This window comes from Palleronia caenipelagi, assembly GCF_007004065.1.
Taxonomy (GTDB): Bacteria; Pseudomonadota; Alphaproteobacteria; order Rhodobacterales; family Rhodobacteraceae; genus Palleronia; species Palleronia caenipelagi.
In genome coordinates this window covers 1-5,343 of sequence record NZ_VFSV01000090.1, presented here as the reverse complement: position 1 = coordinate 5,343, position 5,343 = coordinate 1, and the positions used below count along the sequence as shown (strand labels likewise).

4 protein-coding genes and 2 pseudogenes are annotated in these 5,343 nt (G+C 62.3%); 2 read left to right on the top strand and 4 right to left on the bottom strand.

What is annotated here, in order from left to right; all coding sequences use genetic code 11:
• Window positions 1–393: 393 nt before the first annotated feature.
• A pseudogene (locus FEV53_RS19520) lies at window positions 394–1,098 on the top strand (IS6 family transposase).
• A gap of 120 nt (window positions 1,099–1,218) precedes the next feature.
• On the opposite strand, the gene FEV53_RS19515 reads toward FEV53_RS19520, so the two are convergent.
• Both FEV53_RS19515 and FEV53_RS19510 read right to left on the bottom strand, forming a co-directional pair.
• The gene (locus tag FEV53_RS19515) at window positions 1,219–1,983 is read right to left on the bottom strand and encodes a maleate cis-trans isomerase family protein (protein ID WP_142836331.1); all 765 of its coding nucleotides are present in this window, start codon (window positions 1,981–1,983) and stop codon (window positions 1,219–1,221) included.
• Window positions 1,980–3,149, bottom strand: coding sequence for a M24 family metallopeptidase (locus FEV53_RS19510; RefSeq protein ID WP_142836330.1), 1,170 nt, complete (start codon window positions 3,147–3,149; stop codon window positions 1,980–1,982). Before FEV53_RS19510 ends, FEV53_RS19515 begins: the two co-directional genes overlap by 4 nt.
• Window positions 3,150–3,291: 142 nt before the next feature.
• Between FEV53_RS19510 and FEV53_RS19505 the strand changes: the two genes are divergently transcribed.
• Window positions 3,292–4,347: a diaminopropionate ammonia-lyase gene (locus FEV53_RS19505; RefSeq protein ID WP_142836329.1), complete on the top strand. Its 1,056-nt coding sequence runs from the start codon at window positions 3,292–3,294 to the stop codon at window positions 4,345–4,347.
• A 158-nt stretch (window positions 4,348–4,505) separates the two neighbouring features.
• Here the strand turns inward: FEV53_RS19505 and FEV53_RS19500 are convergent.
• Together FEV53_RS19500 and FEV53_RS19495 are read right to left on the bottom strand one after the other, a co-directional pair.
• Window positions 4,506–4,583: pseudogene (locus tag FEV53_RS19500) on the bottom strand (ATP-binding protein); the annotation flags it as partial.
• A 56-nt stretch (window positions 4,584–4,639) separates the two neighbouring features.
• A partial coding sequence (locus FEV53_RS19495; RefSeq protein WP_142836328.1) for an IS5 family transposase occupies window positions 4,640–5,343 on the bottom strand: 704 nt, incomplete at its 5' end.

Sequence of the window (5,343 nt, the reverse complement as noted above, 5' to 3'; positions counted from 1 at the left end):
GACCGCGTGCTGGCGATCCGAGAGACGGTACGTGTCCAGCTGGTCTTTCGAGATATCGATACCGATGATATCCTGCATCTGTCTTTTCCTTACCTCTGCTTGTCATGCAGGCCCAAAGCCCTGCTATCCGTTCAGGTCATGAGAAAAGACGGGGGCGATCACACTACCGCACGGCCCAGAACGGCCGACCCATTCCCGATCCGTCCCCCGCCGCTTCCCGGCATGTTTGGGGAGCCGGGAAGCGGCTCCCTTATCGCAAAGGAGCCGAGGGAAGTCATAAGACAAGCCCTTCAGGCGCGGCATCTCAGCTGGGACATTTATGGCGACCGGCTAAACACCCTCGGGGCACCGTAAAGTTAAGGCGGTGATCGGTGAGATATGCGATCTGGCAGCATGACCAGGACCGACCTCCATCGCCGCCATCGATTCCCGCCGGACGTGATCGCTTAGGCAGTTTGGCTGTACTTCAAGTTTCCGCTGAGTCTGCGAATGGTTGATGACCTGCTGGCAGCCCGCGGGATCATCGTGTCGCACCAGACTGCGCGGGCGTGAGCAGAGAAATTCGGTCGGCAGGGCGCAAGAAAGATTCGTGAACGGTCAACCGGAAAGATGGGCGACAAATGGCACCTTGATTAAGTTGTGGTTAAGATCCGGGGCAGGAAACACTGGCTCTGGCGCGCCGCAGATCAGGAAGGTTTTGTGCTGGACGTCCTCGTTCAGAGCCGGCGGGACAAGAAGGCCGCCAAGCGTCTTCCCGGTAAGCTTCTGAAGAAGCACGGCCTACCCCGCGTCATGATCACCGACAAGCTGCGGTGCTGTCCGGCGGCGAAGAAGGAGATCGCGCCGGGTGTCGAGCACCGATCCCATAAAGGCCTTAACAATCGTGGTGAAAATTCTCACCAACCGGTGAGGCGCCGAGAGCGGGCCACGAAGGGTTTCAAGTCGCCGAGACACCTGCAGCGCTTCCTCTCGATCCATGACTCAATTGCCAATTTGTTTCACCTGCCCCGCCATGAAATGACCTCCGCCGGATTCCGCGATCTCCGTAAAACTGCAATGGACCATTGGTGGTCCATCGCAAGCATCGAGACCGCTTGATCAAACGGCCAACCTTCAACTCAACAAAACCTGATTAACTTTACGGTGCCAGCTGGCCTTCTGACCTGCCCCCCAGAGACTCTCTCACTCATAACGAGTGTCTGCGGAGCTGTGCACAATTTACGATGTCTCCATGATCCGGGTTTGCATAAGCGCACCAAACTCAAGGCTGGTCGTCGGCTGGCTGGCCAACTGCATGATGTGCCAGAGAAGTGCCTGATTGCTGGTAAGAACCGGAATGCCCAACTCGGCCTCCATCCCGGCGATCAGCGACAGGGCACGCAGGTTGGTGCAAGACAGAAAGATCCCGTCGCAGGGACCTGACCCAGCCACCCGGCGGACGGCATCTTTGATGGAATTGCCATCAATGCGCGCGACCCTTTCGTCACTGGGCTCCAGCATGGAGCCGACCGCAGCAATGGTGATGCCAGCCTGCTCGAGCACGTCCAGCATCGCCTGCGAGACCTCCGGTGCGTAGGGTGTCACAAATCCGGGGCTGCGGATCTTCAGCGCCTCCATCGCTGCCAGAGCTGCGCTCAGCGGGTTGGTCGTGTGGCGGGTGCTTGTTCCCTTACGGATTGCAGCATCGACCCGATCCGGCCCGATCCGCGTCGCTCCGGAGGTACAGGCATAAGCGACCACATCGAACGCCCGCGCCGAGGGCAGGAGCGCGGCGGCACGGGGAATTTCGCCCTCCATCCGGGCGAGGCTGTCGAGGGAGATCTCTGTCTCACAGGGCACACGGCTCACATAATGGGCGATGCCGTCTCCGGTCAGAACCTGCCGTGCCTCGTGCTCGATGGTCTCATCGGCGCGCAGGACGATCAGGCCGAAACTGGCGCGGTACCCCAAAGGTGCGCCCAGCTGTGCGTCGAGCCTGATCATCGTGCCCACTCCAGAACCGGGATCTCTCGTGGTCCGCGGGGGCTCAGCCAATCCGCACCCTCCTCCGTGATGACGATATTTTCTTCATGCACCAACATCTTGCCGGACCCCATGGTGAGCGAGGGTTCGAGCGTCAGGACCATGCCGGGGACCAACTCTGTGGTGTCAGCGGCGATCAGGGAGGGTGGCTCGGTCAGGCGGATGCCCAGCCCATGGCCCAGCCTGCCGCTGATCGGGGCCGGGCTGTGGCGGGAGAGCTTTGTTTCCATGATGTGGTAGAGGTCGCACACTCTGAGCCCCGGACGCGCAGCGTCGAACGCGGTCTCGGTGGTCTCGAAAAGGATCTGATGCGCCTCCTGTACCTGCGGGGTCACGGTACCGATCGCCCAATTGCGGTCGTAGTCGCAGAAATACCCGTCCCGCACTGCGCCGGTGTCGAGCATCACCACGTCGCCTGCGACGATGGGCCGGTGATGGGCCGGAGAAATGACATCCGCGTAGCCGCTCTGCTCCGCCGCTCCGGCCAGATAGCGGACCCAATCCGCGCCTTCCTCCAACAAGAGTGTCTGAAAGCGGCGAAAGAGCTCCGCCAGGGTGACTTCGGGTCGCAAGATCTCCGGCACCCGGTCAAAGGCCCGGCCCGCGATCTGGCAAGTCCGACGGATCGCGGCGATCTCGGCAGACGACTTCTGCCCCTGTACCTCCCGCAGGACACCGGAGACATCGTGGCGGGTGCGCTTCGGGAGTAGATCACAAAGCCGCTCCCAGTCGGCCAGTGGCATTCTCAGGGAGGTTTCGCGACCCATGGGAACGCCGAGCCTGTCGCCCGGGCGTGTCAGTTCCCGCAATGTGTCGGCAAGGAGGGACACGCCGTCATCGTCGTAATCCGGTGCATCCCAGCTGCGGATATCCTCGATCCATGTGCGGCTCATGAGCGGTGTGCCAATGCCGGGAATGACCGCCACTGGCGCGCCGGTCGCGGGCAGGATCAGGAACCACGGACGGGTGGGGCTCTCCCAGAAGCGGGTGAAGAATCCTGCGAAATACTGGAAATCCGGCTCTGATGTCAGCAGCATCGCAGCCAGACCTTCCCCGGCCATGGCTTCCTGCGTCCGACGGCAGCGCGCCTCATACTCCCCGGCTCCGAAGACAGCTGTCTCGCCCATCCAGATCCCCCTGTTTAACCGGCTTGAGCTTAGCCGCAAATTCCCTGACGCCGTAAAAAAAATAACGGAACCGCGTGCATTTCGCGGCCAAAGCTGCACAACTCGGGTTAACGCCTCCCGAGACGCGAACCAGGGGACACCCATGCTGCTAGAGAATGACCGTCAGACCGCCCCCCCCGCCCGGCGCGGCTTTCGCGTCTCGCCAGACCGGCCCCTGACGCTTCTCGGCTCCTGTCCCGCTTACACGGCGACGCCACTGACCGAGAGGCCGGATCTGGCACATCAAACAGGCATTGAGCGCCTCTGGATCAAGGATGAGACGCAGCGGATGGGGCTGGGTAGCTTCAAGGCACTCGGCGGGGCCTATGCCGTAGCGCAGATGATCCTCGACCGTTCAGATGAGCCTGACCCGACCACAGCGACGGCCAAGGCCGTTGCCGGGCAGATGACCTTCGTTACCGCGAGCGCGGGCAATCACGGCCTGTCAGTCGCGGCGGGCGCGCGCGTGTTCGGGGCAGGGTCGCGGATCCTGTTGTCCACCACCGTTCCCGAAGCTTTTGCCGACCGTATCCGCGCGCTGGGTGCCGGGGTGATCCGGGTGGACGGCTCTTATGAGGACAGCGTAACCGAAGCCGCCCGGTTGGCAGACGCCGAGGGCTGGATCCATCTCGCCGATGGTTCATGGGAGGGTTATCTGACAGCGCCCGCGCTGGTTATGGAGGGGTACACCGTGCTGCCTCATGAATGTAGCTGCGGCTTTCAGGAGCTTGGCGCGTGGCCGGATCATGTGTTGCTGCAAGCTGGTGTTGGCGGGCTCGCCGCAGCCGTCGCCGCCCATATCCGCGCATATTGGCCGGTGCAGCCGGAGATCACTGTGGTGGAGCCCGATGCCGCCCCCTGTCTGATGGAGAGCGTCCGGGCAAGCTGTCTCACAGAGGTGTCGGGGCCTGTCTCTGATATGGGACGCCTCGATTGCAAAAACGCCTCGCTGCTTGCGTGGGAGAGCCTCAGGGCCGATGCGAACCGTTTTGTCACCATCTCAGAGGCGCAGGCTACAGAGGCGGTGGAGTGTCTTGCCCGCGCCGGTTTGGCCTCAACCCCCAGCGGTGTGGCAGGCTTTGCGGCGCTGACCGCGCTGGATCTGCCCGAAGCCGCAAATTGTATGGTGATCCTCTCCGAAGGCCCGGAAGTTGCCTGATCCACACTCGGACCTGCGTGAGTTCGGTCGTCATCCTCCCGGTCCGGAGTCATAACGCCTGTCAAAGCCTTTGCTTGCCAAGGGCGGTCGGGGATCGACTGTCGAATCTGTTCCACGCCCGTTGGAGTTGCCGAGTTGAGGCAAAGCCGCTCCCTTCGGCGATAGCTGTCGTTGCCGGTTTCCAGAATGTGGCAGCGGTGATTCAGCCGGTCCAAGAGCGCGGTTGTCATCTTTGCGTGGCGCTGTTGCACAAATCGGGGTCTGAGCGCGGTTTCCCTTTCCCCGGACGGACCTATCCTACGGCCACAGTCATGGGTACGCCGAGCGCGGTATAGCCGTTCAGCACGGCGATGCGAACTTGCAGCTCGGCGACCTGGCGGTCGAAGTCTCGGGCCATGAGGGATTGGCCGGGCAGCTTGATGCAGTTCATCTTGCTCTCGACCCGGCTCCGGCGGTGGTAGCCAGACCATCGTCGCCAGATGGCACGACCCAAATATTTGGACGCGCGCAGTGCCTCATTGCGGGCRATGGCTCCGGGGCTCGTTGGTTTCCAGGGATTGGCGTTCTTGCGGGGCGGGATGATCGCAGCGGCACAACGGGCAGCGATTGCCTCGTGGCACTTGCGTGTGTCGTAGGCGCCATCTGCCGTMACGGAACCGATCTCTTCGTCAGACGGGATTTGGTCSAGGAGATCTGRCAGGATGGGCGCATCGCCAATGTTGCTGCCGGTGACTTCGACGGCCCGGACTTCCAATGTTTCCTCGTCGATACCGATGTGCACCTTGCGCCAGATGCGCCGTTTGGCTCCGCCGTGCTTGCGGGCGTTCCACTCACCTTCGCCTTCGGCCTTGATGCCGGTGCTGTCGATCAGCAGGTTTAGCGGGCCCGTGCCGCCGCGATACGGGATCGCCACATTCAGCGTCTTTTGGCGGCGGCACAGGGTGCTGAAGTCCGGCACTCGCCAATCCAACCCAACCAGCCGCAGGAGGCTCTGAA